Source organism: Planococcus versutus, assembly GCF_001186155.3.
Classification (GTDB): domain Bacteria; phylum Bacillota; class Bacilli; order Bacillales_A; family Planococcaceae; genus Planococcus; species Planococcus versutus.
Map to the genome: position 1 here is coordinate 2,202,534 of NZ_CP016540.2, position 26,905 is coordinate 2,229,438.

At 39.1% G+C, this 26,905-nt stretch carries 28 protein-coding genes; 10 read left to right on the forward strand and 18 right to left on the reverse strand.

The features are described from left to right. Nucleotides 1–161: 161 nt before the first annotated feature. Nucleotides 162–1,079: a COX15/CtaA family protein gene (locus I858_RS11320; protein ID WP_049693471.1), complete on the forward strand. Its 918-nt coding sequence runs from the start codon at nucleotides 162–164 to the stop codon at nucleotides 1,077–1,079. Nucleotides 1,080–1,115: 36 nt separating this feature from the next. Here the strand turns inward: I858_RS11320 and pyc are convergent, their stop codons facing one another. The 3 genes from pyc to I858_RS11335 all read right to left on the reverse strand — a co-directional run bounded on the left by pyc (nucleotide 1,116) and on the right by I858_RS11335 (nucleotide 6,178). Further along, nucleotides 1,116–4,556 carry a pyruvate carboxylase gene (pyc, locus tag I858_RS11325; protein WP_049693380.1) on the reverse strand — a complete coding sequence of 1,147 codons (3,441 nt, stop codon included), beginning with the start codon at nucleotides 4,554–4,556 and terminating at the stop codon, nucleotides 1,116–1,118. 15 nt (nucleotides 4,557–4,571) lie between these two features. Further along, a complete protein-coding gene (locus I858_RS11330; protein ID WP_049693381.1) occupies nucleotides 4,572–5,738 on the reverse strand; it encodes an FtsW/RodA/SpoVE family cell cycle protein in 1,167 nt (388 codons plus the stop codon). Between the two features lie 158 nt (nucleotides 5,739–5,896). Then, a complete protein-coding gene (locus tag I858_RS11335; protein WP_049693382.1) occupies nucleotides 5,897–6,178 on the reverse strand; it encodes an Fpa/YlaN family protein in 282 nt (93 codons plus the stop codon). Between the two features lie 171 nt (nucleotides 6,179–6,349). Here I858_RS11335 and I858_RS11340 point away from each other — a divergent pair, with 171 nt between their 5' ends. The 3 genes from I858_RS11340 to I858_RS11350 are packed head-to-tail and all read left to right on the forward strand — an operon-like array spanning nucleotide 6,350 to nucleotide 7,521. Next, on the forward strand, nucleotides 6,350–6,856 hold the full coding sequence (locus I858_RS11340) for a hypothetical protein (protein ID WP_049693383.1): 507 nt from the start codon (nucleotides 6,350–6,352) through the stop codon (nucleotides 6,854–6,856). Nucleotides 6,857–6,868: 12 nt separating this feature from the next. Then, complete coding sequence (locus tag I858_RS11345; RefSeq protein WP_049693384.1) at nucleotides 6,869–7,072, forward strand: YlaI family protein; 204 nt, start codon at nucleotides 6,869–6,871, stop codon at nucleotides 7,070–7,072. Next, complete coding sequence (locus I858_RS11350) at nucleotides 7,072–7,521, forward strand: hypothetical protein (RefSeq protein WP_049693385.1); 450 nt, start codon at nucleotides 7,072–7,074, stop codon at nucleotides 7,519–7,521. Before I858_RS11345 ends, I858_RS11350 begins: the two co-directional genes overlap by 1 nt. Here I858_RS11350 and I858_RS11355 read toward each other — a convergent pair. Together I858_RS11355 and typA are read right to left on the reverse strand one after the other, a co-directional pair. Continuing rightward, the gene (locus tag I858_RS11355; protein ID WP_049693386.1) at nucleotides 7,515–7,844 is read right to left on the reverse strand and encodes a YlaH-like family protein; all 330 of its coding nucleotides are present in this window, start codon (nucleotides 7,842–7,844) and stop codon (nucleotides 7,515–7,517) included. The genes I858_RS11350 and I858_RS11355 overlap by 7 nt on opposite strands. A 24-nt stretch (nucleotides 7,845–7,868) precedes the next feature. Then, nucleotides 7,869–9,716 (reverse strand): translational GTPase TypA, encoded by a 1,848-nt coding sequence (gene typA, locus I858_RS11360; protein ID WP_049693387.1) that lies wholly within the window; start codon nucleotides 9,714–9,716, stop codon nucleotides 7,869–7,871. Between the two features lie 111 nt (nucleotides 9,717–9,827). Between typA and I858_RS11365 the strand changes: the two genes are divergently transcribed. Next, nucleotides 9,828–10,025 carry a YlaF family protein gene (locus I858_RS11365; protein WP_049693388.1) on the forward strand — a complete coding sequence of 66 codons (198 nt, stop codon included), beginning with the start codon at nucleotides 9,828–9,830 and terminating at the stop codon, nucleotides 10,023–10,025. A gap of 34 nt (nucleotides 10,026–10,059) precedes the next feature. Here the strand turns inward: I858_RS11365 and I858_RS11370 are convergent, their stop codons facing one another. After that, on the reverse strand, nucleotides 10,060–10,851 hold the full coding sequence (locus I858_RS11370; protein ID WP_049693389.1) for an inositol monophosphatase family protein: 792 nt from the start codon (nucleotides 10,849–10,851) through the stop codon (nucleotides 10,060–10,062). 84 nt (nucleotides 10,852–10,935) lie between these two features. Beyond that, complete coding sequence (locus I858_RS11375) at nucleotides 10,936–11,130, reverse strand: hypothetical protein (protein WP_049693390.1); 195 nt, start codon at nucleotides 11,128–11,130, stop codon at nucleotides 10,936–10,938. A gap of 167 nt (nucleotides 11,131–11,297) precedes the next feature. Here I858_RS11375 and I858_RS11380 point away from each other — a divergent pair, with 167 nt between their 5' ends. Next, nucleotides 11,298–11,939 carry a YktB family protein gene (locus I858_RS11380; protein ID WP_049693391.1) on the forward strand — a complete coding sequence of 214 codons (642 nt, stop codon included), beginning with the start codon at nucleotides 11,298–11,300 and terminating at the stop codon, nucleotides 11,937–11,939. 21 nt (nucleotides 11,940–11,960) lie between these two features. Here the strand turns inward: I858_RS11380 and I858_RS11385 are convergent, their stop codons facing one another. Next, nucleotides 11,961–12,239 (reverse strand): UPF0223 family protein, encoded by a 279-nt coding sequence (locus tag I858_RS11385; RefSeq protein ID WP_049693392.1) that lies wholly within the window; start codon nucleotides 12,237–12,239, stop codon nucleotides 11,961–11,963. 15 nt (nucleotides 12,240–12,254) lie between these two features. Next, nucleotides 12,255–13,220, reverse strand: a complete 966-nt coding sequence (locus tag I858_RS11390) for an NAD(P)H-dependent flavin oxidoreductase (RefSeq protein ID WP_049693393.1) — start codon at nucleotides 13,218–13,220, stop codon at nucleotides 12,255–12,257. 133 nt (nucleotides 13,221–13,353) lie between these two features. On the opposite strand from I858_RS11390, the gene I858_RS11395 reads away from it, so the two are divergent. Next, complete coding sequence (locus tag I858_RS11395) at nucleotides 13,354–14,823, forward strand: aminotransferase class I/II-fold pyridoxal phosphate-dependent enzyme (protein ID WP_049693394.1); 1,470 nt, start codon at nucleotides 13,354–13,356, stop codon at nucleotides 14,821–14,823. Nucleotides 14,824–14,942: 119 nt separating this feature from the next. On the opposite strand, the gene I858_RS11400 is transcribed toward I858_RS11395, so the two are convergent. The 6 genes from I858_RS11400 to I858_RS11425 all read right to left on the reverse strand — a co-directional run bounded on the left by I858_RS11400 (nucleotide 14,943) and on the right by I858_RS11425 (nucleotide 21,671). Beyond that, nucleotides 14,943–15,779 carry a polysaccharide deacetylase family protein gene (locus I858_RS11400; RefSeq protein ID WP_049693395.1) on the reverse strand — a complete coding sequence of 279 codons (837 nt, stop codon included), beginning with the start codon at nucleotides 15,777–15,779 and terminating at the stop codon, nucleotides 14,943–14,945. 93 nt (nucleotides 15,780–15,872) lie between these two features. Continuing rightward, a complete protein-coding gene (gene lpdA, locus I858_RS11405) occupies nucleotides 15,873–17,282 on the reverse strand; it encodes a dihydrolipoyl dehydrogenase (RefSeq protein ID WP_049693396.1) in 1,410 nt (469 codons plus the stop codon). Nucleotides 17,283–17,287: 5 nt separating this feature from the next. Beyond that, on the reverse strand, nucleotides 17,288–18,655 hold the full coding sequence (locus I858_RS11410) for a dihydrolipoamide acetyltransferase family protein (protein ID WP_049693472.1): 1,368 nt from the start codon (nucleotides 18,653–18,655) through the stop codon (nucleotides 17,288–17,290). Nucleotides 18,656–18,683: 28 nt separating this feature from the next. Next, entirely contained in the window at nucleotides 18,684–19,661 is a 978-nt protein-coding gene (locus tag I858_RS11415; protein ID WP_049693397.1) for an alpha-ketoacid dehydrogenase subunit beta, read from the reverse strand. Nucleotides 19,662–19,664: 3 nt separating this feature from the next. Beyond that, nucleotides 19,665–20,777: a pyruvate dehydrogenase (acetyl-transferring) E1 component subunit alpha gene (gene pdhA / locus I858_RS11420; protein ID WP_049693398.1), complete on the reverse strand. Its 1,113-nt coding sequence runs from the start codon at nucleotides 20,775–20,777 to the stop codon at nucleotides 19,665–19,667. A 252-nt stretch (nucleotides 20,778–21,029) separates the two neighbouring features. Further along, a complete protein-coding gene (locus I858_RS11425; RefSeq protein WP_049693399.1) occupies nucleotides 21,030–21,671 on the reverse strand; it encodes a YkyA family protein in 642 nt (213 codons plus the stop codon). 145 nt (nucleotides 21,672–21,816) lie between these two features. On the opposite strand from I858_RS11425, the gene def reads away from it, so the two are divergent. Further along, the gene (gene def, locus I858_RS11430) at nucleotides 21,817–22,383 is read left to right on the forward strand and encodes a peptide deformylase (RefSeq protein WP_049693400.1); all 567 of its coding nucleotides are present in this window, start codon (nucleotides 21,817–21,819) and stop codon (nucleotides 22,381–22,383) included. Between the two features lie 58 nt (nucleotides 22,384–22,441). Here def and I858_RS11435 read toward each other — a convergent pair whose 3' ends face one another. Further along, nucleotides 22,442–23,212, reverse strand: a complete 771-nt coding sequence (locus tag I858_RS11435) for a Cof-type HAD-IIB family hydrolase (RefSeq protein WP_049693401.1) — start codon at nucleotides 23,210–23,212, stop codon at nucleotides 22,442–22,444. 286 nt (nucleotides 23,213–23,498) lie between these two features. On the opposite strand from I858_RS11435, the gene I858_RS11440 reads away from it, so the two are divergent. Next, complete coding sequence (locus I858_RS11440; RefSeq protein ID WP_049693473.1) at nucleotides 23,499–23,711, forward strand: DNA-dependent RNA polymerase subunit epsilon; 213 nt, start codon at nucleotides 23,499–23,501, stop codon at nucleotides 23,709–23,711. Nucleotides 23,712–23,713: 2 nt separating this feature from the next. Continuing rightward, nucleotides 23,714–25,381 (forward strand): ribonuclease J1, encoded by a 1,668-nt coding sequence (gene rnjA, locus I858_RS11445; protein ID WP_049693402.1) that lies wholly within the window; start codon nucleotides 23,714–23,716, stop codon nucleotides 25,379–25,381. Between the two features lie 96 nt (nucleotides 25,382–25,477). On the opposite strand, the gene I858_RS11450 is transcribed toward rnjA, so the two are convergent. Then, a complete protein-coding gene (locus I858_RS11450) occupies nucleotides 25,478–26,137 on the reverse strand; it encodes a potassium channel family protein (protein ID WP_049693403.1) in 660 nt (219 codons plus the stop codon). 152 nt (nucleotides 26,138–26,289) lie between these two features. Next, nucleotides 26,290–26,586, reverse strand: a complete 297-nt coding sequence (locus I858_RS11455) for a hypothetical protein (protein WP_049693404.1) — start codon at nucleotides 26,584–26,586, stop codon at nucleotides 26,290–26,292. Nucleotides 26,587–26,905: the final 319 nt, after the last annotated feature.

Genomic DNA, 26,905 nt, shown 5'->3' on the forward strand with positions numbered 1-26,905 from the left:
AGTTTTTGAACAGTTTGTGAAGCCGTCATTAATATGTCTAAATCTTGAAAGTTTCCACTAATGCTGTTTTCTCGTTGTATTTTGAAGAAATATTCGCTATTATCGAGTATGCAGGTAGTATAGACGATAAAAAGTTTTCTATAGAAAAAGTAGGTGGGATTTTGCAGCAAAATAAATATATTAAATGGTTTGCCGTTGCAGCCACTATAGGTATGTTACTCATTCTTTTAGGCGGCGCACTTGTCACGAAAACCGATAGTGGTTTAGGATGCGGTCGAAACTGGCCGGATTGTAATGGAAAGTTAATCCCTGATAACATTACAACTGAAGTTTTGATTGAGTTTTCTCATCGCCTCGTCACAGGTGTTGTCGGCATACTGATTGTCGTTTTGGCTGTTTGGGCTTGGAGAAAATTTGGACACGTTCGTGAAACAAAATTTTTAGCAGTTATGGCTGTTTTCTTTTTACTTTTACAAGCATTAATTGGTGCCGCACAAGTACTATGGGGACAAGGTGACTTTATATTAGCTCTTCATTTTGGCATCTCCTTACTATCATTTGCTTCTATCTTATTATTAACTTTATTAATTTTTGAAGTCGATCGAAAATTTGATGCAGATCGCTTACAAATTGGTAAGAAATTACGCTTCCATACGATTGGTGTAACGCTTTATTCTTACCTGGTTGTATATACTGGGGCGTTGGTACGTCATACAGATTCGAGTTTAGTTTGTTCAGACTGGCCTCTGTGTCGAAACGATACTTTTGCATTGCCAAGCAATATGTATGAATGGGTACAGATGGGGCATCGTGCCGCTGCCGGCTTGATTGTCATTTGGTTAGGCTATATCGCTTGGCATGCTATCAAGCAGTATAAAGATCAGCGCGTCATTTACTGGGGATGGAGCATTGCTTTCATCATCGTTTTACTTCAAGCAACGACCGGTATGCTTGTTGTGCTAACAAAACTAAACTTAGTTGTCGCATTGCTTCACTCTTTATTAATTTCTATGCTGTTTGGTTTACTGTGCTACATGGTGCTGCTTGTTTCACGCAGCCGAATCAAAAAATCTTCATAAAAAATAGGGCTTGCGCTTTTGCGCCAGCCCTATTTTTTATTTTCTTTCCATTTCAATTAGCAGATCTCCTGTAGAAATACCGTCATTAGCAACTACATGGATTGCTTGAATCGTTCCAGCAAAAGGAGCTTGAACAGTCGTTTCCATTTTCATCGCTTCTGTCACGAGTAAATGGTCACCGCGTTTTACTTTAGCGCCTGTTTCTGCAAGTACTTTTAATACTGTTCCAGGCATTGTCGCAGCAATATGGTTTTCATTTGTTGGATCTGCTTTTGGTTTAGCCGTATTATCGGTTTCCACCATCATATCCTGAATACTCACTTCACGCGGTTGTCCGTTCAATTCAAAGTAAATGATGCGTGTACCGTCTTTTTGTGGTTCACCAATTGATACCATTTTCACCATAAGCGTCTTACCTTTTTCAATTTCTACTTCAATTTCTTCGCCTAATCTCATTCCATATAGGAACGTCAGTGTATCCAAGACAGAAACATTGCCAAACTGAATATTCGTTGCTGTGTATTCATCAAAGACTTTTGGATAAAGTGCATAAGCCAAAACTTCATGACTTGTTACTGGACGTTCTAATTTATCATACAAAGTTCTCTTAATGGCATCAAAATCTGCAGGTTCTAGCAGTTCACCAGGACGAACCGTAATTGGCTCTCGCTCTTTTAGAATGACTTTCTGCAGTTCTTCTGGAAATCCGCCATGCGGTTGACCAATATACCCTTCAAAAAATTCAATAACTGATTCGGGAAAGTCGATTGTTTTCCCGCGTGTGATTACTGTTTTTTCATCTAACTCATTTTGAACCATAAATAATGCCATATCCCCTACAACTTTAGAAGAAGGTGTTACTTTCACGACATCTCCAAATAATAAGTTGACGCGTGAATACATCGCTTTTACTTCTTCCCAACGCAACCCAAGCCCAACAGCTTTAGCTTGTTGCTGAAGATTGCTGTATTGACCACCTGGCATTTCGTGAACGTAGATTTCTGAATGTGGGCTATTCATGCCACTTTCAAAATCTACATAGTATTTACGAACGTCTTCCCAATAATGAGACATTTTTTCAAGATTTTTCACATCTGATCGAATTTCACGTTTGCCACCGCTCATAGCGTAATGCAGGGAACTTGCACTTGGTTGTGATGTAAGACCTGCCATTGACCCAAGAGCCGTATCAACGATATCCACACCTGCTTCAATCGCTTTCGAGTACATATAAATTCCGTTACCACTTGTATCATGCGTATGAAGGTGAATTGGCAACGACACAGTATCTTTAAGTTCAGATACTAAACGATATGCCGCTTCTGGCTTTAACAGTCCCGCCATATCTTTAATTGCGAGAATATGTGCACCGGCTGCTTCTAATTCTTTAGCCATATCTTTATAATATTGAACCGTATATTTGTCTCGACTCGGATCCAGGATATCTCCAGTGTAACAAATTGCAGCTTCAGCGATTTTGCCAGACTGACGGACTTCGTCTATTGCTACTTCCATTCCTTTAATCCAATTTAAGCTATCGAAAATACGGAACACATCGATTCCGGCATCCCCTGATTTGCGAACAAACTCACGGATGACGTTATCTGGATAATTTTTATAGCCAACCGCATTTGCTCCACGGAATAGCATTTGGAACAAGATATTTGGGATGTCTTTCCGTAGCTTGATTAGACGTTCCCATGGGTCTTCTTTTAAGAATCTGTAAGAGACATCGAACGTGGCGCCTCCCCACATTTCCAAAGAAAATAGATCACTCTGCAAACGAGCAGTTTCTTTCGCAATTTCAAACAAATCATGCGAGCGAACGCGTGTAGCTAATAGAGATTGGTGAGCGTCACGGAACGTCGTATCTGTAATTAACACATCTTTTTGTTCATGAATCCATTTCGTTAGTCCTTCCGCTCCTTGCAAATCAAAAATTTGCTTTGTGCCATTTGGCGCTGGAGACAAGAGATCGATTTCCGGTTTTCTTGGAGCCGTGTGAATTGGTTTCTTTTTCTTCTCGATACCGGGGAAGCCGTTAACTGTCACGTTCCCGATATAACTTAATAATTTAGTACCGCGGTCTTGTCGGACTGGGAAGATAAACAACTCTGGAGTCGTATCAATAAAGCTCGTATCAAAATCGCCTGTAATAAAGTCTTTATGTTTTACAACATTTTCGAGAAAAGGAATATTAGTTTTGATTCCTCGAATACGGAATTCCTGAAGATTGCGATCCATTTTAGCAGCTGCCTCTTTAAATGTTAATGCCCAAGTTGATACTTTAACTAAAAGAGAATCGTAATAAGGAGAAATCACAGCCCCTTGAAATCCATTACCAGCATCGAGCCTTACGCCAAATCCGCCACCTGAGCGGTAAACCATCAATTTCCCGGCATCTGGCATGAAATCATTTAATGGGTCTTCTGTCGTTACACGTGATTGAATGGCAAAACCGAATAATGGAATGTCACTTTGTTTTGGGATTCCTACTTCTTCGCTGTGAATCATATGCCCTCTGGCAATATGAATTTGCGCGTGAACAATGTCGATCCCTGTAATCATTTCTGTAATTGTATGTTCAACTTGAATACGTGGATTTACTTCGATAAAGTAAAATTCATCATTCGCTACAAGGAATTCGACTGTACCGGCATTTATGTAGTCAATATTTTTCATTAATTTGACTGCAGCATCGCAAATATCATTGCGCAGTTTGTTACTAATTGAATTCGAAGGTGCAATTTCTACAACTTTTTGATGACGGCGTTGAATAGAGCAATCTCTCTCATACAAATGAACAATATTGCCTTCCGAATCACCTAATATTTGAACTTCAATATGTTTCGGTTTTTCAACGAATTTTTCAACGTACATTTCATCTGAACCAAACGCTGCTTTCGCTTCGGATTTTGCACGTTCGTAAGAGGATGCTAGTTCTTCATGAGATCTGACAATTCGCATGCCGCGGCCACCGCCGCCTAGAGATGCTTTAATCATTAATGGAAACCCTGCTGTTTTACTGAATTCTTCAACTTCTTCCACTGATTCGACAGGGCCGTCTGTACCTGGAATAACAGGAATACCCGCAGCAATTGCTTGTGAACGTGCTTTTACTTTGTCACCGAACATATCCAAATGTCGTGAAGTTGGACCAATAAAAACAATGCCTTCTTCTTCACAACGTCTTGCAAAATGAACGTTTTCGGATAAAAAGCCGTATCCTGGATGTATCGCATCTACATCCGAATCTTTAGCTATACGGATAATGTCTTCAATATCCAAATAAGCATCAATTGGTTTTTTTCCTTTACCGACTAAATAGGATTCATCCGCTTTATAGCGATGAAACGAGCCACTGTCTTCTTGAGAATAGATTGCCACTGTTTGAATTTTCAGTTCTGTACAAGCGCGGAAAACCCGAATTGCGATTTCACCGCGGTTAGCCACTAAGATTTTGTCGATTTCTCTCACGCCACAGCACATCCTTTACTTTTTCGTTTTTTCATATTTGTTAAACATGGAAACATTCATCAATACTCCCATAGCTAAAGATAACAAAATTACAGAGGTTCCGCCATAGCTTATAAATGGAAGCGTCACTCCTGTTAACGGAATAATACCTGTGAGGCCACCTAAATTAACAAAAGACTGGATACCAATCATGCTCGCTACACCTGCTGCAAGCATTCTAGCCAAAGGATCATACGTGGTCATAGCAATCCATAATCCGCGTAAAACAATAAATCCTAAACCGCCTAATACAAACACAACACCTAATACACCTAACTCTTCAGCAATAACCGACATAATAAAATCAGTATGAGGTTCTGGTAAATAGCCTAATTTTTGAATCGATTGTCCAAGCCCTAACCCGCTCAATCCACCTGATCCAATCGCTAAATAGCCATTAACAATTTGAAAACCAAAGCCCAATTCATCTGAAAATGGATTAAAGAAAGCATCTAGTCGCCCTAAACGTTTTTCAGTAAAAATCGAATCACCAGCAAAAATCATAAACGGGACAATAATAACAGATGCCGCTGCGATAAAGACGGTTGCGAGACGGATAAACGGTTTTAATCGGACACCACTTACTGACATGACACACAAACCAACAGCAGCAATAATCAGCATTGATCCTAGATCAGGTTCAAGGAAAATTGAGAACAACACCAATGTCAAAATAATAACCGGAGGAAAAATTGACTCGTTTAATTTATTAATCATGCCATTTTGATACTTATTAGCAAAGACACCTGATAAATAAAAGATGATTCCCACCTTTGCTACTTCGGAAGGTTGAATATTACCAAATCCAATGCTAATCCAACTTTGAGCACCACCCGCAGCAAATCCAATAAAATGAACAGCAATTAACCCTGTAAAGACAACAAACAATATCAATATCATCATCCAACGTTTTTTGAAATGCTTATATGGAAATACCGACGCAAGTGCGAAAACCGGAAACGCGATCGCTAAATTTAGTAATTGCTGTATGTAGAATCGGTCAGGTTCTGAGTTATAATAATTGACCGACCAAGCCATGCTAGAACTGTAAATCATAATTAATCCAAAGATTGTCAATGCTAAATATGTAAAAAACAAAGGATAATCTACGTACTTTGCGTATTTCTTGATGTATGATTTCATTTTGATACCTCTTTTAATTTGATAGAGTAATTAGAAAAGCAACAAGAGACATGCAGATTCAACAACTTTTAAATTTGTCTGCAGCCATCTTGATCTTAAGTTTTGTCTATGGTCTAAAATTTTAAAAAAACTCAAACAAAATTCGTTTGAGTTTTAGATCATTTATTTGTATACGCTTCGTGAAGAATGGAAAGTTTCTTTTCTAGCGTATCCATTAAATTTTTTCCAGCCTCACGTTCAATGAGCCCCAGCTTAACCGCAAAATCGATTTCACGCGATAGGCCGAACATTTGAGTGTCAAGCACCTCTTCGTATAAAGGACAAGATGGCAATGTTAAATTATCCATTTGCACTTTGATTAGTTGTTCAATTTTTTCTGCATCCGCTTTGAGGAGTTCCAAAGCTTTCAGATGGTATGTTTGTTCTTCTGTATGTTCCATGAGGAATCCCCCCATATTATGAGTTTTCTTCTCTATTTTCCTGTTTAAAGTGTATCTTTTAAAAAGAGAAAATGCAAGCTTCTATAAATGAAAGAGAGGAATCCCTTTAGGAACTTGACACAAAAAGGTATACTATTAAGAGAGCAACTATTTAAGATGGAGGGTTTACCCATGGAATTTATCGTACCTTTTAAAGGTGAAGTGAAATTTAAACTCATATTGGATCCTACTGTATGGATTTTTGACGACCGGAAGTTGAATTTGGAAACGTATTTTCAAGAAGAGCGAATCGAAAAAGACGAACTCGAAGACTATAAGCGTGGAATGGGTGAACATTGGTCTCGTGAAATCATGGAAGGCAGTACAGTCCCGCCGACTTTGAATTCAGAAAAAACCTACAAGAGTAAAGAAAAAAAAGAAATGTTAACAGGCACTTTCGGTATTTTGTTTAAGCCGTTTCTTTTAAATGCCGAGCCTTACGAACATGCAAAACGAGTCGTATTTGAAACGACGAACGGCGAATTTGAATTTCCAATCGAACATGCGGCTCAGCTCATTTTTAAATTTAGCGATCATGGCAAACCTTTAAAAGAAGATGGCCCTGTACACGTACTTCTTCCTGATGGATCAAATCAAGATAATCCCATTACTAATATCCAAGCAATTCGAGTCGAATAGGAGTGAGTTAACATGCGTGTAAAATGCGTAATCTGCGATACGATTGAAGAGTTAGTTGATGATACACTCCAGGCTAAGCGCCTGCGCAATAGACCTATCCACACCCATATGTGCAATGAATGCCATGATCGAATCACAGAACGCACAAAAGAACGCATAGCAACCGGCTCTTTTCATTTTTACCGAAGCTCCCGTAGCATTGAGGAGGACTTCTGATGAAGGTCTTAAAAGGTCTCTGGATCGGTTTATGGAGCGGATTGGTTTTAGGTCTTTTGCTAAAATGGATTCAGTCTGTCACTGGCGAACAAGTTTACACACTGTTACTAAATATTGATTTTGTTCCATTGATGGGCGATATCCAGTGGTCTGAAATAACAGAGTTTACTTTTCATATGATTATTTCATTAATCATTGGTATTGTGTTTGTTTATTTGGCAAAACGGCGAGATTATACGTTCGGCCAATTGGTATTGATCAGTTTACTAATTTCTGTGCCTTTTCCGTTTCTCTTTTTTATACTTTCCGAACTTGCTATCAGAACCGACGTACCAGGTGCTACTGATTGGGGCGCATTTCTTTACTGGGTATTCGGCCACTTAACATATTCGTTGCTATTGCCAATTTTATATAAAATTTTTGAACGCAAAAACGCTGTATCTCAATGAGATACAGCGTTTTCGCGTTTTTCACGCCATAAACGGATTTTATAAAGAATCAGTATGAGCGCGGCTATAACTAGCCCTTCAACAACCGGTAGGAAAAAGGCGAGAAACGTAAGCCCTAAACCACCAACTGCTAAGAATAAGCCAATCGCAGCATTTTTTCCAAGTGATAATTTTCTAGCAAACCCTAATTTATAAACGAATGCCGAAAGCAGGAAAATTACCGCAAACAACGCGTATCCTGCTAGATCGTAATTCGGCAAATTCTGATATAGAATTCGGGCTACTGGATACATATGGTCATAGACAAAAGCTTGTTCGTCCACGGGCTATACATCCTTCCCATTCACTTATTCTTCTATTGCAACTTTCTTTTTCTTAGCCATACGCTCACGTTCATTTTTATCAAGAATCTTTTTACGCAGACGAATCGTTTGTGGAGTAATTTCACAATACTCGTCATCATTCAAGTACTCAAGTGCTTCTTCAAGACTCATTAAACGTGCTTTTTTCATTGTTGTTGTTTGGTCTTTGTTCGCTGAACGAATGTTTGTAGCAGCTTTGATTTTTACGATGTTTACAGTTAAGTCGCTATCGCGATTATGTTGTCCAACAATCATGCCTTCGTAAATTTCAGCACCAACTTCAACAAATGAAGTTCCGCGATCTTCAATACCCATCAAGCCGTATGTCGAAACTTTACCGCGCTCCATAGATACGAGTACACCTTCACGACGTCCACCTACACGTCCAGTTGCAACTGGTTGGTAACTATCGAATGTGTGGTTAATAATTCCGTATCCACGAGTTTGCGTCAAAAATTCTGTTGTATAGCCAATCAAACCACGAGCGGGTACATTAAACACCATGCGGACTTGTCCACTGCCGTTGTTTACCATATCCAACATTTCGCCTTTACGATCACCCAATGATTCAATGATGTTGCCTGTATATTCTTCAGGCACGTCTACTTGAACGCGTTCAATTGGTTCGCAACGAACACCGTCAACCATACGAACAATAACTTCTGGTTTTGAAACTTGAATTTCAAATCCTTCACGTCGCATATTTTCGATTAAAATCGACAAATGTAATTCTCCACGACCTGAAACTACCCAAGCGTCAGGCGAATCTGTTGCGTCTACACGCAATGATACATCTGTTTGCAATTGAGCATCTAAACGCTCTTGGATTTTTCTAGATGTAATCCATTTACCTTCTTTACCTGCAAATGGACTATTGTTAACCAAAAAAGTCATTTGTAGAGTTGGCTCATCGATGCGTAAAATTGGCAATGCTTCGCGATGTTCTGCTGGGCATACTGTCTCTCCTACGTTGATGTCTTCCATACCAGAAATAGCAATCAAATCGCCCGCTTCTGCTTTTTGGATTTCTACTCGCTTCAGCCCCATGAAACCATGAATTTTCGTTACACGGAAGTTCTTGTAAGAGCCATCAAGTTTCATTAAAGCAACGGATTGTCCAACTTCAATTGTTCCACGGAATACACGACCAATTCCGATACGCCCTACATAGTCACTATAGTCTAAAAGCGCAACTTGGAATTGAAGTGGCTCATTTCTGTTGTCGATAGGCGCTGGAACATGTTCCATGATTGCATCATAAACAACTTGCATGTTTTCTTCTTGGTCAGCTGGATCTGAAGAAAGGCTTGCAGTACCGTTCATACCTGATGCAAAAATAACTGGGAATTCCAATTGATCGTCATTCGCTTCAAGTTCAATGAACAATTCGATGACTTCGTCAACCACTTCTTCAGGGCGTGCGAAATCACGGTCAATTTTGTTTACGACAACAATTGGCTTCAAGTTTTGTTCAAGAGCTTTTTTCAAAACAAAACGTGTTTGTGGCATACAGCCTTCATAAGCATCCACTACTAATAAAACACCATCTACCATTTTCATAATACGCTCAACTTCTCCGCCAAAATCTGCGTGTCCAGGAGTATCTAGAATGTTGATTTTTGCGTCTTTGTACTGAATAGCCGTATTTTTCGCAAGAATCGTGATTCCACGTTCTCTTTCTATATCGTTAGAATCCATCGCACGTTCATCAACGTGTTCATTTGAACGGAAAATTCCGGATTGTTGTAGAAGTTGATCTACCAAAGTTGTTTTACCATGGTCAACGTGGGCAATAATTGCAATGTTTCTCAAGTCATTTCGTAAGTTAGTCATATTTTCACTCCAATATTCTTTTTTCATGTCTATAACTGTGCTAGTATAACACATATAGGTGTAAAACCCTAAGATTTTATTTCAGGCGATACGCCACAGGAGGAAATTCCAATGATAGATTTCGTAAAAAACATAAAATGGATCTTTGTATTGTATTCCTTGGCAGCACTTTTAGCGATGGTCGGAATTGGCTTGGCTGTTGGTTTGCGTAGTATATTAGGGATCTTTTTATCGGTTCTACTACTAATTGTAATTATGGGTATGGGATTTAAAAAGAAAAAAGAAATGCGGGAAGCCGGATTGCTATAATTATAAAAAAAGATGCGGAATTCCGCATCTTTTTTTACTTGAATTTTATATATTTTTCTAATAGCTCTTGATGAATTGATGGATTAGCTGCGATAAATGTGTCTTGCTTTAACAAGTTTGCAGGATCATTCTTAAAACTTGTTGTCACTGCTCCCACTTCTTTTGCAATGACCATACCACCCGCAATATCCCATGGTGACAATCGCATTGACATATAAGCATCGACTCGTCCACTTGCTAAATAAGCGAGTTCAAGTGCTGCTGAGCCATAAGAACGTGTCCCTCGAACATCACGGATCAACTGAATGATTGCATCATTATCTAAGTAGCGATTGGGAATCGCCCATGTAGCATTCATTGCTATAATTGATTCGGCTATATTTGTTTTTAAGAGTGGCTTTAATTTTTCGTCGTTAAAGTATGCCCCACCATTTTCTACTCCATGGTATAAATCATCATTCACAACATCATAAATATAGCCAAGCTTGCCAATCCCATCGACATATATTCCAAGCGAAATAGCAAAGTTACGCTTCTGATGAACAAAATTCATCGTGCCATCAATCGGATCAAGCAACCAAATAACTCCGTCTGTACTTTGAATGTCATCACCAAAGCCTTCTTCTCCAAAAACCTTGTGCTTTGGAAAGTCTCTGCGAATCCGTCCTATAAAAAATTGCTCGATTTCTTTATCCATATTTGTCACTAAATCATTTGCATTTGATTTGGATTCAATTGTAATATCTGATAAAAACGAATTACGTATTTGATGTCCCGCTTCTTTGATTAATGACTTTATGTAACTGTCCATAGCATGTAAATCCATTTTTACCACTCCTTCTTTGTTCTAGTATAACGAAAAAGGCATCTGCTGTCTTACTCTAGCAGATGCCTTTACTGTATAGATGGATTAGAGCGCATGAAGGGCCTCCAGTTCTACGTGTATTTCTTGGAGTCGTTGCTTGCTTTTTGAGACTTCATGATTGTTGTCTTGTTGCATTGCATCAAAAAGTGACGCAAGTTCGTAGTCTAACTCTAGTTTCAATACATGTACATATTCTTTTTCTACGTCCGCTTTGCGGATTATCTGGACCATCTGTTTCATCATGAGCACCCCTTTCTCTTCGTAAACCGAAAATTCTGTCTATTACTATTACAACTTCATAATATCACTTTTCTCTAAGAAAATCTATTGCTAAACCATATTTATATTCTTTTTTCCCAAACTTCGTTAAAATGAAACCTGATTAGTCTAAACAGAGGAGGATTTTTTTGAATTCATATTGGAGCAATAAAGATTTTGAAGTTTTTAATACGCCAGGTCTTGAAGCAAGAATGGCTGCGTTAGCTGAAGTCATCCGTCCAAAATTTGAAGAATTAGGGTCTGAGTTTTCTTCGTTTTTCTCCGGAAAAACAGGAGATGAGTTTTTCCCGCACGTAGCCAAGCATATGCGGAGAACTGTCAATCCACCTAACGATAGTTGGGTAGCTTTTGCCCCATATAAAAGAGGGTATAAAGCGGTTCCGCATTTCCAGATTGGCATGTGGGAAAGTCACGTGTTTGTCATATTAGCTGTTATTTACGAAGCACCTAATAAGGCAAGCATGGCTGAAAATTTACTACATTCGGATGTGTTGGAAAAACTACCAAACGATTTTGTCGTTTCTGGTGACCACATGAAGCCCCAGTCTGATACACTCAACGAATTGGGTGAAGAAGGTATTGAAAAGTTACTTGTTCGTCTGCGAGACGTTAAAAAAGGTGAATTGGTGATTGGTCGTCATTTGACTAAAGAACAAGCTGCTCACTTTAATAAAAAGGAATTTTTTCAATTTGTTGAAGAAACCTTCAACTCTTTACTTTCTGTTTATACGACTTTGCTTCAACCAACAAAAGAACCTGTTAGCCGATAAGGCTGCAGGTTCTTTTTGCACTCATTTCTTTTGGAGTTTGATAACTTTGTCATCTGTTCCTGTTTTCATTTCCTTAATAACCGGAAAGCTCGCATAGCCACTTTCATCTTCAAATTCTCGAAAAAAAGTTTTTTCTTCAGAAATTGCAGGAACAATTTTCTTGAATTTTCGATAACACGTGAACAACTCTTGTCTAGTGATCCCTTTTTCATAGGCTCTTTCAATTGCTTCAAAAAAACGAACGACGTCAATAATTTCTTCCGTTGACCATTCAATTGAAAATGGATAAGAATAATCCATCGTTTATCCCTCTTCTCATCTAGTGATTGACCATTTTTCTCGGATTTCCTCAGCTTGTTTAACCATGCCTTCAATCAATTCTTGGACAGTTGGTACGTCTTTAATCAAGCCTGTGACTTGGCCAGCCCAACCAAATCCTTGATCCTCTTCTCCATTATAGATGAAACGCTTGTTAGCTTCACCACTAATATAGTCTTTTAACGCTTCGTATGTAGGTGTTTGGCTTTCAATTTCAAGAATCCGATCAGTCCAGCTGTTTCGTAAAGTTCGTGCTGGTGCACCAATGCTACGTTTAATGATAACTGTATCGTTCTCAGAGCTATCGATTAATTGTTGTTTATAAGCACCAGACGCATGGACACATTCTTTTGTTGCAATAAAACGCGTCCCCATTTCTATACCTTCAGCACCTAACGCAAGAGCTGCCATCCAGCCTCGCCCGTCACCAATTCCTCCTGAAGCGATAACTGGGATCTTCACTGCATCGACTACTTGTGGAATGAGTACCATCGTTCCGATGTCATCACGTCCTAAATGCCCGCCGCCTTCTTGGCCCACAACCATCACTGCGTCAGCACCAAGACTTTCCGCTTTTTCAGCTTGTCTTCTCGCAGCTACTAGCACGAGTTTTTTTATATGCGTGTCTTTTAGTTGTTCAAAAATAGGTGTTGGATTGCCACCTGTCATAGAGACGACTGGCACTCCTTCTTCAATTGCAACATCTAACATATGAGAAAATGTACGTCCTTGATCGCCAATCGCAAAGTTAACACCAAAAGGGTTATTTGTTAGTTTTTTTACTTTTTGAATCTCAGTTCTCAACTCTTCTGGTGTGGAAAGACTCATCGCCGTAATTTGTCCAAGTCCACCTGCATTTGAAACTGCTGCTGCAAGTTCTGCATAAGCTAAATAAGCTAAGCCTCCTTGTACAATCGGATAACGAATTCCCAATAGCTCCGTCACTTTTGTTTTGAATTCCATCGACTCACTCCTTTTTTCTCTACTCGTTCATGTATTCGCTTCAACAAGAGAATATCCTTTTTTATACTATAGCAAGTTCCATCATGTTATAATTCATTTTGTTTTCATTTTAATTAGCGAGGTGGGCTTATCATTGTCTCAATTAGAAACTCCGTTATTTGATGCGCTTTTAAAGCATCGGAATCGGCACCCGATCCAATTCCATATTCCTGGCCACAAGAAAGGACAAGGCGTTGATCCTGCATTTCGGGAATTTGTCGGCGATAACATTCTTTCCATTGATTTGATCAATATCGAGCCTTTGGACGATTTACACGCTCCAAAAGGTGCTATAAAAGATGCGCAAGAATTGGCTGCTCAAGCTTTTGGAGCAGATTATACATTCTTTTCGGTTCAAGGAACTAGTGGTGCAATCATGACGATGATTCTTAGTGTTGTTGGTCCCAATGATAAAATATTGGTTCCGCGAAATGTTCATAAATCGATTATGTCTGCGATTGTTTTTGCAGGAGCTATTCCGATTTTCATTCATCCAGAAGTGGATCCAGTACTTGGCATTTCGCATGGCATTTCAGCGGAAGCAGTAGAAAAAGCATTAGTTGAATACCCAGACACGAAAGCCGTGCTGGTCATCAATCCGACTTATTTCGGTGTAGCTGCTGACTTAAAACGAATTGTCGATATTGCACATGTGCGGAATGTGCCTGTTTTGGTCGATGAAGCGCATGGAGTTCATATTCATTTCCATCATTCATTGCCTATTTCTGCAATGTCAGCAGGAGCAGATATGGCGGCTACTTCCGTTCATAAACTAGGTGGTTCTATGACACAAAGTTCGGTTCTCAATGTTCGTGAAGGTTTGGTATCGCCAAAACGTGTGCAGTCAACGCTGTCTATGTTAACAACGACATCTACATCTTATCCAATTTTGGCGTCTCTTGATACAGCACGTCGTCAATTGGCAATTCATGGCTTTGATTTAATTGATCGAGCGATTCGATTGGCTCAAGATGCACGTAAACGTATCAATAAAATTCCTCATCTTTATTGCGTGGGAAAAGAAGTTCTTAACTCATCAGCTACTTTTGATATGGACCCAACGAAACTGTTGATCAGTGTCAAAAACTTAGGCATTACTGGGCATCAAGCCGAGAAATGGCTGCGAGAAAATGCCAATATCGAAATCGAACTTTCTGATCTGTACAATATTTTATGTTTGATCACAATTGGTGACAGCCGAAAAGAAGTAACTTTACTCATCAACGCACTGCAACGAATGAGCAAAGCATTAGATAGTGATGCAAGCGTCATTGAACCGGTTGTATTGCTTCCAGACATACCAAGACTAGCGATGACTCCTCGCGATGCGTTTTATGCAACCACAGAAGTCATATCTATCAATAGCGCAGTTGGGCGTATTTCTGCAGAATTCATCATGGTTTATCCACCAGGCATTCCGATATTTATTCCAGGTGAAATTATCACAGAAGAAAACATCAACTATATCCACATGAACGTAGCCGCCGGACTTCCTGTTCAAGGACCTGAAGACGACACATTACAACTGCTGCGGGTTATAAAAGAACAACAAGCAATTCAGTAGAAAAGCAATAGTTGACTACTTTGTTTAAAATAGCCTATGACGTATCGACTGTGAAATTTCGACAAGTCCCTTGCATAACAATAAAAAACGACCCACAGAATAGTTCTGTGGGTCGTTTTTTATATGCCTTCGATTTCTTTTGGATCCACAAAGCCATAGCCTTTATCGGCTAATCCTTGGATGATTCTAGGCAACGCTTCAACAGTCCAATCCCGATCGTGCATTAGTAAATTAGCGCCATTGTTTAAATATTCCGTATTCACCATGATATCAGCTAGCGCTTGAGCTTCTTGATATTGCTTTTCCCAGTCATAGCCATACGTCCAGTTCATCAATACCATTTCTTCATCTGCTACTAGTTGTTTGCTAAAATCCGTATTCGAACCAAACGGTGCACGGAAAAATTTAGGTTTTTCTCCCGTGATGTCTTCAACCATTTCATTCACTTTGGTAATTTCTTCGCGTTGTTGCTCTTCTGTTAAGCTCTTTAAATCTTGGTGACTGTATGTATGATTGCCAATAACAAAGCCCATTTCGTGAATCTCTTTTAGCTGTTGTTTTTTTTCATCGCTATCCAAGAAATGACCATTCACAAAGAAAATCGCGGGAATGTCTTGGCTTTTTAAAGTTTCAGCCATTTCCATTGAATGCTTGTCCGGTGCATCATCAATTGTGACTAATACCACTTTTTCGTCTGCGTCTGCAATCGGTTGTACTGACCAATTAGCTGAATTAATTTGATAACGAGGTTCAGAAACTGCTTTTTCTTCTTCGGTTTTTTCTGGTTCAGTTTCTTTTGCTTTCTCACTGCCAGTTTCTTCTTGTTTTTCTATCGCTGTATTGTCTTCTACAGGTTCCGCTTCTTTTTCTGTTGAGGAAGAAGTTGTTGTTTGTTCTCCACAAGCTGCCAATAAAAATGATGCAGCCACTATAGCCATCCATTTTTTATGTATCAATGTAAACACTCCTTTACACAACAAATTTTATCATATTCTATCGTTTATTTCCAAAAAAAAAAAAGAAGCTGCAAAAACAGCTTCTCATAAAAATTACTTCATAATGTGAATAGGTGTTCCTAAAGCTACTTCTGCAGCTTCCATTGTAATTTCAGCAAGTGTTGGATGAGCATGAATCGTCATTGCGATATCTTCTACTGTCATTCCAGCTTCGATAGCAAGACCAAGCTCGGCGATCATGTCTGATGCGCCAGCTCCAACAATTTGTGCACCTAACAGCAACCCGTCAGATTTACGTGAAACCAACTTCACGAATCCTTCAGTTGCGTTTAATGAAAGAGCACGGCCGTTTGCAGCAAATGGGAATTTCGCAGCCGCAGCTTCGAATCCTTCTTCTTTGGCTTGTTCTTCAGACAAACCGACGCTCGCAAGTTCTGGATCTGTAAAGCAGACCGCTGGAATAGCCATATAATCAACTTCAGACTTTTCTCCTGCAATTGCTTCTGCAGCTACTTTACCTTCGTATGAAGCTTTGTGTGCTAACTGAAGGCCCGCTACTACATCACCGATTGCATAAATGTTAGAAATGTTTGTGCGGCATTGCTTGTCAACTTCAATCAAGCCACGGTCAGACATGTTCAAGTTCAATTCTTCAAGACCCATTTCGTCTGTATTTGGACGACGGCCAACAGTTACAAGAACATAATCTGCTTCAAGCGTTTTTTCTTCTCCGCCTGCTTCGTATGATACCGTAACGCCAGAATCAGTTTCTTTTACACCTTTAGCAGATGCTTTAGTGATAACTTCAACGCCTTTTTTCTTCAATCCTTTTTTAACGATTGCTGTCATTTGTTTTTCAAACCCAGCAAGAATATCCGGTGTGCCTTCAAGAATCGTTACTTCAGAACCCATGTTTGCAAATGCAGTACCAAGCTCTGTACCGATATACCCGCCGCCAATAACAACAAGTTTTTTCGGAAGCTCAGTGAGTGCCAAAGCGCCAGTTGAATTAATTACACGTTTTGTAAATTTGAAAGTCGGGATTTCAACTGGACGAGATCCAGTTGCGATAATAGCATTTTTAAACTTATACGTTTGTGCTGAATTGTCATCCATGATGCGGACAGTGTTTTCGTCAACAAAATAAGCTTCACCGCGCAAAATTTCAACTTTATTGCCTTTCAAAAGAGACTCAACGCCGCCAGTCAATTTCTTAACAACGCCATCTTTGAACGCTTGCGCTTTTTCAAAGTTAAGTGAAACTTCTTTAGCTACAATTCCCATGTCTTCTGAATGCTGCGCTTCCTCAAAACGGTGCCCAACAGAAATCATTGCTTTAGAAGGAATGCAACCAACGTTTAAACAAACGCCGCCAATATATTCTTTCTCTACAATTGTTACTTTTTGGCCAGTTTGTGCTGCACGGATTGCTGCAACATAACCGCCAGGGCCTGAGCCAATTACGAGTGTGTCTGTTTCAATTGGAAAATCTCCTACTACCATAAGTTTTACGCCTCCATTAATAGTAATTCAGGTTGACTTAATAAACGTTTAATATGATTTAATGCATGCTGTGCTGTCGCACCATCGATCATTCTGTGATCAAAGCTTAGTGATAATGCTAACACAGGTGCAGCTACAATTTCACCATTTTTAATTACAGGTTTTTCTGCAATACGGCCAATTCCAAGAATCGCCACCTCTGGGTGGTTAATCACTGGAGTAAACCATTGTCCGCCTGCTGAACCAATATTCGTAATCGAGCAGGATGCACCTTTCATTTCAGCAGCTGATAATTTACCATCGCGCGCTTTTGTCGCCAAACCATTAATTTCATCGGAAATTGCAAAAATAGATTTGCGGTCAGCGTTTTTAATAACCGGAACCATTAACCCTTTTTCAGTATCTGCAGCGATTCCGATATTGAAATAATGCTTTTGAATCACTTCGCTTGTTTCATCATCAAAAGATGTATTCAAAGCTGGGAATTCACGTAACGTACTAACTAACGCTTTTACTACGTATGGTAAATAAGTCAGTTTGATCTCTTTTTCTGCTGCAATGTCTTTGAACTTTTTGCGGTGTGCCACAAGTTCAGTCACATCGACTTCGTCCATTAACGTTACGTGAGGAGCTGTATGTTTTGAGTGAACCATCGCTTTTGCAATTGCTTTACGAATTCCAGACATTTTCTCCCGAGTTTCAGGGAATTCACCTTCAGGAGCAACTACGGCTTTAGGTGCCGAAGCTTTTTCAGTACTTTCGTCTGTTCCTTCTTGTGGCGCTTCAGAAGTTGACGCTTGTTGGTCACCATTCATAAAGGCTTCTATGTCTTCTTTTAACACACGCCCATTATTGCCTGAACCTGTTACTTGTTTAATATCAACATCATTGTCACGCGCAAATTTGCGAACAGATGGCATTGAAATCACACGAGCAGTTGGATCTGACTCTTCTTTTAGAGCAGCTTGCGATTGTGATCCGGCACCTGTTTGTTTTTTCGGTTCTTCTCTGACAGGTGCTTTATCAACATCCCCACCAGATTCAGCAGTACCAGCTTGCACTTGTTCTTCGGTTTCTTCTTTCACTTCAGGAGTCGCGTCTTCTTTAGAATCCTCGTCTTCGTCTTCTTCGGCATCAGGTGCATCAATCCGGACTAATACATCGCCAACTACGGCTACTGTGCCTTCTTCAACCAATACTTCTTCTACTGTTCCAGATACTGGTGATGGAATTTCAACGACAGCTTTATCATTTTGCACTTCAACAAGCACATCGTCTTCTTCGATTTTATCTCCCGCTTTGACAAACCATTTTACAATTTCACCTTCATGGATACCTTCTCCGATATCCGGCAAACGAAATTTATAAGCCATCAATTTCACCCTTTCTTCTCTTTCTATTTTAAAAAGTAAGAACTTTTTTCGCTGTTTCTATAATATCTTTTGCATTCGGAAGCCAAACTTCTTCTGCTTGTGAGAACGCGAATACTGTATCCGGAGCTGTCACACGAAGAACAGGTGCATCCAAACTTAAAATGGCACGTTCTGTGATTTCAGCTACGACATTAGCTGCGATACCTGCTTGTTTTTGTGCTTCTTGAACGACCATAGCACGACCCGTTTTTTCTACGGAGGCGATAATTGTGTCAATATCAAGTGGCTGAATCGTACGCAAGTCTACAACTTCTACTGAATAGTTTTCTTTTTCAAGTTCTTCAGCAGCTTTTATACTTTCTTGCACCATTGCACCATATGTGATAATTGACAAATCTTTGCCTTCACGCTTTACTTCAGCTTTGCCTAATGGAATCGTGTATTCTTCTTCTGGAACTTCTTGACGAAACGAGCGATAAAGTTTCATATGCTCAAGGAAAATAACAGGATCATTATCGCGAATCGCTGAAATAAGCAAACCTTTTGCATCATATGGTGTAGATGGGATCACTACTTTCAAACCTGGTGAAGCTGCCATCAGTCCTTCGAGCGAGTCAGCGTGCATTTCAGGAGTATGAACTCCTCCACCAAATGGAGAGCGAATCGTTACAGGTGCATTTTGGCTACCACCGCTACGATAGCGCATGCGCGCCATCTGTCCGCTGATTGAATCCATTACTTCAAAAACAAAACCAAAAAATTGAATTTCCGGAACTGGACGATATCCTTGTAAAGACAAACCAATCGCAAGACCGCCAATACCTGATTCTGCTAAAGGTGTATCAAATACTCGATCTTCGCCAAATTCTTTTTGCAGGCCTTCTGTTGCACGGAAAACTCCACCATTATTTCCGACATCTTCCCCGAAAACAAGAACATTTTCATCATTTTTCAACTCTGTTTTTAGGGCGTCCGTAATCGCTTGGATCATTGTTAATTGTGCCATGGCTTACTTCGACTCCTTTGCTTTATAAATATCCATTTGCTCTTGGACGTTGAATGGCATTTCTTCATACATAAATCCGAGCAAATCAGTTACTTTTTGTTTAGGTGTAGCATCTGCTTTTTTAATTGCAGCTTTAATTTCTTCTTTCGCTTGTTCCATTACTTCAGTTTCTTTTTCTTCATTCCACAAGTTTTTAGCTTCTAAATACTTACGGAAACGAACAAGTGGATCTTTCTTTTCCCATTCGCTATCGATGTCAGACGTACGGTAGCGCGTTGGATCATCGCCAGCCATTGTGTGTGGGCCATAGCGGTAGCAAAACGTTTCAATAAGTGTTGGTCCGCCACCTTTTATAGCGCGTTCGCGTGCATCGCGTGTTACAGCATACACAGCTAATGGATCCATTCCATCAACAAAAACTCCTGGAATTCCAGCCGCTACTGATTTTTGAGCAATGGTTTTAGCCGCAGTTTGAACTTCACGTGGTGTCGAAATTGCATATTGGTTGTTTTGAACGATAAAGATAGCCGGAGCTCGGAAAGATCCTGCAAAGTTGATTCCTTCATAGAAATCCCCTTGTGAAGACCCGCCTTCTCCTGTATATGTTACAGCAACTGTTTCTTTTTTACGTTTCTGCATGCCAAGTGCTACACCTGTAGCTTGGATAATTTGAGCACCAATAATAATTTGAGGAGCTAACACGTTCAATCCTTCAGGCATTTGATTGCCTGCGAAATGTCCGCGGGAAAATAAAAATGCTTGGTGTAAAGGCCAACCGTGCCAAATTAATTGTGGTACATCGCGATAGCCCGGAAGGATAAAATCTTCTTTTTCCAAAGCAAAATGAGAAGCCAATTGTGAAGCCTCTTGTCCAGCAGTCGGAGCATAAAATCCTAAACGACCTTGACGATTTAAAGAAATAGAACGTTGATCTAAAATACGTGTATAAACCATTCTTCTCATTAGTTCTTGCAAGTCTTCGTCCGAAAGTTTCGGATCTGCCTCTTTGTTAACAATTTCGCCTTCTTCGTTCAAAATTTGCACCATTTCGAACTTTTCTTCGATTGCATTAAGTGTTTCTACCGGATCGAACTGCTGTGATTTTTTCGCAGCCATAATAGCAACTCTCCTTTTATCTGTATTAAAATAATTAACTATAACTTATGATACAATTTCGCATTCTTACTAAGTATACGTTACGATAATAACGTGGTCAATCATAGAGAATTCGTCATTTTAGGATGATAGCACTTACTAGAAAATCCGGATTCATTAAACTGTACTAGTCTTTTTTTTACTCTGTACTATAATACAAACAAAACATCATCACCCTTTTATAGCACAGAAAAAGCAGCCAGTTCAGGCTGCTTATTCTTTTTCATTAAGTTTATCCAATGTCTCATCTTTTAATGTATTAACTTGTTCTGTCAATTCATTAAACGTTGTAACAGCTTGTTGTACTTGTTCGTTTTGTTCGTTCACTTTTGCAGCTTTTTCTTGCAACGCTTGCAATTTGGTTTTTTCGTCTTTAAGCATCTCGTATAATTCTTTTTGGTAACCTATCAATTGTTCGTATGCTTTTGCAAACTCACCATGAGCTGCAAAACGTTCTTGCATTTTTACTTTTAACGCTTTTACATCCGCTTTCACCGATGCTTCTTCCGCATCTTCGATTAGTTGATCGATGTCTGCTGATTTTTCTTCGGCAGACTCTATCGACTCTTTTTCAGTGTTCAAAAATTCTAGTCGCTCATCAGCCGAGTCAAGTGCTTGTTGCGCTTGTTTGGCAACCTTGTCTTGCTCTTCTTGAGTCAACGCCATAATTTCTTCAAACAGTTTTTGTTCTGCTTTTTCACGTTCTTCTAAATCAGCTTGAACTTCACGGTATTCTTCTTCTTCCTCAAACGTATCATTGAGAGCGGCATCCAAATCCCCGCTAATTCCAGAACTTGAGCATGCTGACAACATAAGAAGCGCTGAAAAGCTACCTGCTATTACTATTTTTCTCATAAAATCCACTCCTTATTTACCATGAATTAACTATAGTATGCAAACGTAAAAAAGACAACACTATTTGTCAGCTTTTTCTTTTTTCAAAATAACGAAATTGCGTTATACTAAAAAGAGAGAAAGTTACTTGAAAGGATGAAACTACTTGATACGAATGAAAGACATTATCCGTGAAGGTCATCCTACACTCAGACAACGCTCCGAAGAAGTGTCTTTTCCACTTTCAGAAGAAGATCGTCTACTAAGTGAAGACCTGATGGAATATGTAATCAACAGCCAAGATGATGAATTGGCTGAAAAATACGATATACGCCCTGGCGTAGGAATTGCAGCTCCACAAGTTAACAAAGCAAAAAGAATTTTCGCTTTACACTTTGACGAAAGTACGCGAGAAGATTTAAGCATAATCGCAATTAATCCGAAAATTATTAGTCACTCTGTGGAAAAAGCATATTTGTCAGCAGGAGAAGGTTGCTTATCCGTTGACCGTGCTGTACCAGGCTATGTACCAAGATACGCTCGAATTACCATTAAAGCTTTTAACACACAAGGTGAAGAAATTAAAATGCGATTAAAAGGTCTTCCGGCTATTGCGTTTCAACATGAGCTTGATCATTTGAATGGCGTCATGTTTTTTGACCATATTGATCCTAACAACCCATTTGCAGAAATCGAAAATGCATTTGCAATAGAAAGAGACTCGGCTGAATAAGTCGAGTCTCTTTTGGAGTATTTTTATAGTTGAATATACAACATGAAGGCTGTTTTGATCAAATAAGATTTAAGTGTTTGAACGCTTTTGCTAAACCATCATTATCTACATGATCGGTTACATAAGAAGCGCGTTTTTTTGTTTCCTCGTGGCCATTTTCCATAGCTACACTAAATCTTGCCACATCCATCATTTGAAGATCGTTTAACCCGTCACCAAATGCAATCGTGTCTTCAATCGAATGTCCAGTTGCTTTTATTAAATTTTTGATACCACTAGCTTTTGTGCCACCTTTTGGTGTGACGTCGCATGAAACACGATGCCATCGAACAAAATCGACTTCTTTAAATGTATCATGGTATTGTTGTTCTTCGTCTTTTCCACAGAAAACCAACGCCTGATAAACTTCATTGTTTAGATGGAAATCTTTTTCTACTTCTGGATGTGGAATTTTTAAAGACTTAATACTTTCATCAATATCTGGATGATAATCAATAGAAGAAATCATCTTTTCTTCATTCATAAAAACAAAGGGATGGTCACGTTGTTCCGCAAATTCAAAGATCTTTTTTAACATGTTCACATCGAGTGCTTGTTTATGAACAGTTTTTCCATTATGTGAAATGTATTGACCGTTAAATGTAATATATGTGTTGATTTCTAGTTCCTTCAAAATTTCTTTGATCATAAAAGGTCCTCTTCCGGTAGCAATAGCTAAGTCGTGACCGTTTAATCTTGCTTGTTGCAAAGCTTCTTTTGCAGAAGCAGGCAGTTTTTTTTGTGAATCTAACAGCGTTCCATCAATATCGAGCAATAATAATTTTGGCATTTTGGAGTCCCCATTCTTATGAAATTTTAAAGACAATCGGTAAATCTAGCTGCTTTACAATTATCAGAAAACGCAGTATAATCGCGTTAAGGAGTGGTTGGCCATGCTGAAACGTTTGAAAAGAAAACTTCTCAGACAGCTCAATGGCATCATGAATAAAAAGAAAATAGCTTAAACGATTTAGCCCTTCTTTATAAATAAGGAGGGCTATTCTTTATTTTAGTACACTGTCATGATAATATAAAGGAAGTGCATTTATTTGAGCGTGGAAAAAGGAGAGCAAACAATGATTTTTAAAGTATATTACCAAGAAAACCGATTTGAAGTACCCGTTAGAGAGAATACAAAAAGCCTTTATGTGGAAGCTGCGTCCGAGCGCGAAGTCCGACACCACTTGAAAAATCGTGATTACAACGTAGAACTTGTTCAATTACTTGAAGGCAGTCATCTAGACTATGAACAAGCGAGTCAAAACTACGAAGTTGAGAGCATTGAGTGACAATGAAATTCGTTAAAAATGATCAAACTGCTGTTTTTGCACTCGGCGGACTGGGTGAAATCGGCAAAAATACGTACGGTGTTCAATTTCAAGATGAAATTATCTTGATTGACGCTGGCATTAAATTTCCGGAAGACGATTTGCTCGGAATCGATTACGTTATTCCAGATTATACGTACTTAGTAAAAAACGTTGATAAAATTAAAGGCTTGTTTATCACACATGGCCATGAAGATCACATCGGCGGCATTCCATATTTACTTAAAAAAATTAACATTCCCGTCTACGGTGGAAAGCTTGCGTTAGGGTTATTGCGCAAAAAACTAGAAGAACACGGTTTATTACGTCAGACAAAAATGACTGAAATCGAAGAAGATGATGTTATTAAATTCCGTAAAACTGCTGTTAGTTTTTTCCGTACAACGCATAGTATTCCAGACGCATTTGGTGTGGTTGTTAAAACACCACCTGGTAATATTGTGCATACAGGCGATTTCAAATTTGACTTTACACCAGTTGGTGAGCCTGCCAATTTATTGAAAATGGCTCAAATCGGTAGTGAAGGTGTCTTATGTCTACTATCTGATAGCACCAATGCCGAAGTTCCAGACTTTACAATGTCTGAACGAAAAGTTGGCGAAACGATTAAAGACATTATGAGAAAAGTTGATGGTCGCTTAATTTTTGCTACTTTCGCCTCAAATATCTATCGTTTGCAACAAGTAACTGACGAAGCCGTTGCACAAGGACGTAAAATCGCTGTTTTCGGTCGCAGCATGGACAACGCAATGACAATTGGGCGTGAACTAGGCTATATTAATGCTCCTGAAGACGCGTTTGTTGATACGCAAACCTTGAATCGTCTGCCTGCAAACGAAGTATTAATTCTTTGTACAGGTTCACAAGGTGAACCGATGGCCGCTCTTTCAAGAATTGCTAGCGGTACACACCGCCAAATTCAAATTCAGCCTAACGACACGGTCGTCTTCTCGTCTTCTCCGATTCCAGGTAATACGAGCAGCGTTAACCGTACAATTAATTTATTGTTCCGCGCTGGTGCAGATGTGATTCACGGATCTCTTAACAATATCCATACATCAGGTCATGGTTCAGAGCCTGAAAACAAATTGATGTTACGTTTGATCAAGCCTAAATACTTCATGCCAATACACGGTGAATTCCGTATGTTAAAAACGCATGCTGGTTTGGCCGTAGAATGTGATGTTCCACTTGAAAACACATTTATCATGGAAAATGGTGAAGTGCTTGCTTTAGGGCAAGATGAAGCATCTATCGCAGGCCGTATCCCTTCTGGTGATGTTTATATTGACGGTAGTGGAATCGGCGATATTGGTAATATTGTATTACGCGATCGTCGTGTACTTTCTGAAGAAGGCTTAGTTATTGTTGTGGTCAGTGTTGACATGCAGAAAAACAAAATGGTTTCAGGTCCTGATATCATTTCACGCGGATTTGTGTACATGCGTGAATCAGGTACAATGATTTACGAAGCACAACAAATGCTAAACCGCCATTTAAACAAAAAAATACACAGCAAAAATACAGATTGGGCAGAATTGAAAACCGATATTTCAGATGTTCTCGGACCGTACTTATACGAAAAAACTAAACGTCGTCCGATGATTTTGCCGGTAATTATGGAAGTTTAATATAAAAAGGTGTGTGGGATTAATATCCCACACACCTTTTTTCATTTTGGCACATTAAAAGACCTGTAGAGGTTTTATCCGTTACAGGTCTTTTAATCAATTCATTACTTTTTTTTCAAAGCGATTGATATCCGCATCTGATCCAATAATGATCAAAATATCTTCTTGTTCTATTTCCATGTCTGCTTGCGGAGACACGATAATGTCGTCTCCTCTTTTAATGGCCACAATGTTGATTCCGTAACGTGCTCTTATATCCAGTCCAATCAATGTATATCCAGCCAACTTGTTGTTCACTTTGATTTCCATAATCGAATGCTCATCCGATAACTCTAAATAATCGAGTACGTTATTCGAAAGAATATTGTGAGCAATTCGGATGCCCATATCACGTTCTGGATGAACTACTTTGTCTGCCCCAATTTTGTGTAATACTTTAGCGTGGTAATCATTTTGGGCTTTGACCGTAATTTTTTTTACGCCGATTTCTTTTAACATTAGCGTTGTTAAAATACTCGCTTGAATGTTTTCACCAATTGCTACAATAACATGTTCAAAGTTACGAATTCCCAATGACTTCAAGACTGACTCGTCTGTTGTATCTGCTACAACAGCTTGTGTGGCAATTGAAGAAAATTCATCCACTCGTTCAGAATCTTTATCAATGGCCATTACATCTGCATCTTGTTCAATTAATTCACGTACAATACTTCCGCCAAAACGGCCAAGTCCTATGACTACAAATTCTTTTTTCATACTCATCCTCCAACTGTTCAAGTGGCTTTATTTTACCATATATAAGACTTTTAAAAACGCCTACTTTCAAGAATTTGCATGTTGTTGTCTTTAGTTACTTCCTATACTTCAAACGCCTACTGTTAGTAAACTATATCAAATAAAAACCCCGCTTATCGGCGGGGATCTAATGGTCGTTTTGGTCGATTTTCACAGTATTCACAACTAATATCAGTACAAGGCTCCTCGCGCCATTCATTGCAACTTGCACAATAACTTGCATCAAATTCATCATCAAATGTCAAGGCATCTAAGCATGTGTGACAATACGTATGAACATCCATCCAATTGATAAATCGTTTGTTGGCCACAAGATATAAACCTTGCTGATCTTGTTTATAATTCATAATCGAAGGCTTTTGAATAACGCGGTTTTTAGGGTCGAGAAAGAAATTCATTTTTTCGTTCATTTTTATCACTCCTAAAATTTGGGTCTAACGAGTATGTTTCGGTTTCTATGCATTTGTTATATAAGTTGGAATAACGAATTCTTTTAAGTGGCGAGCCGATGGGTCTTGAGAGACCGTATATATCTATCGTACCACCTAGAGCTACGATAGAGAATGACTTTAGCCAATTTGCATTTGTATCACTACTTTTTTAGTGTAAACCTATCTTATCATTAATCTTTCAACGAGTTATAACTTTACACTTTCTCTATGATAGTAAAAACTACCGGTAAATAGCAATAGATAAAACTTCATAACGCAAATATATTTTAACTTGAAA